Consider the following 1,211-nt stretch of genomic DNA (forward strand, 5'->3'; position numbering starts at 1 on the left):
GTGACACGGTCGCCCCGGCGGTGCCGCGCCCGTTCCGCGCAGCCTCACCGGAGCCGACGGCCGCCGCCTCGTCGGCGACGTCCGCCTGCGTGGCTCCCTGCCTTGACGCGACGCCGGCTCCGGCTGCGGCATCCGCATCGCCCCCCGGAAGCACCCGCTGGCCCCATGCGACGATGTGGCCCGCCGGAGCCCAGAGCGTGTCGGCAGCCAGCGCCGCCTGGACGGTGAGGACGGCATCGGGCTGTCCGGACGCGGCGGTCACGGCACCCGGAATCGCCACCTCGATCGACGCACCGGCCGCCAGTTCGGGCACGGGCAGAACCCCGCGCTCGACGACCTCGCCGTCGACCTCGAGGCTCCAGCGGAACGCCAAATCTGCGGTGGGTACATAGTGTCGGTTGTTCACTATGTATATGGCGTCCGCATCGCGCATCTCGATCGAGATCGGCTCATGCGCCTTCGTCAGCTCGATCAGCCCGGGCGTCGGAGTACGGTCGCTGAAGACGAGCCCATGGAGGCTGAAGCGCCCACCGCGCGGCTCGTAGTCCACGTCGTCACCGTGCATCGTGAACGGAATGCCGTCCTGGGTCGTCGCGGCGAACCCGTGGTCGATCCATTCCCACACGAAGGCCCCGCACAGGCGGTCGTGCGCGTTGATGATGCGCCAATAGTCCTGCAGCGAACCCGGCCCGTTGCCCATCGCGTGCGCATACTCTACGAGCAGGAACGGCAGCTCGCGCCGGCGCTCCTCGTCGGCCTCCGTGACGCCGTCGGGCAGCGGGGTCACGACCCCAGGCTCGTCGAAGATCATGCCGTGCATGCTCAGGCGCCCGCCGCGCGGCTCCTCGTGGCGACCGATCAGCTCGAGCAGCTCGAGCGACGGATACATCAGCGAGTAGAAGTCCGAGTCACGGTAGCTCGGGTCACGCTCGTACAGCACGGCGCGCGACGGATCGCGCTCGTCTAGCCATCGTCGCATCTCGCCGAACCCGTCGCCGGTCATGCTCTCGTTCGCGAGCGACCACACCACGACGCTCGGCCGGTTCTTGTCGCGCTCGACCGTGCGGCGCAGGCGATCCATGATCGCCTCCCGCCACTCCGGCAGAGCTGGCGGGTTGTGCTCCCAGCCCTCGTAGATGAATCCGTGCGTCTCGAGGTCGACCTCGACGACGACCCACAGCCCGTACTCGTCGCACAGCCGGAGGAACTCC

1 protein-coding gene is annotated in these 1,211 nt (G+C 69.3%); it reads right to left on the minus strand.

Annotated features, from left to right (window positions below; genetic code table 11):
- Positions 1–1,211, minus strand: a 1,211-nt coding sequence (locus tag EIO58_RS18210) for a glycoside hydrolase family 2 TIM barrel-domain containing protein (RefSeq protein WP_127820586.1), incomplete at both ends; no start/stop codon positions are given.

It is taken from the genome of Microbacterium sp. CPCC 204701 (assembly GCF_004010105.1).
In the GTDB taxonomy this organism is placed as follows: Bacteria; Actinomycetota; Actinomycetes; order Actinomycetales; family Microbacteriaceae; genus Microbacterium.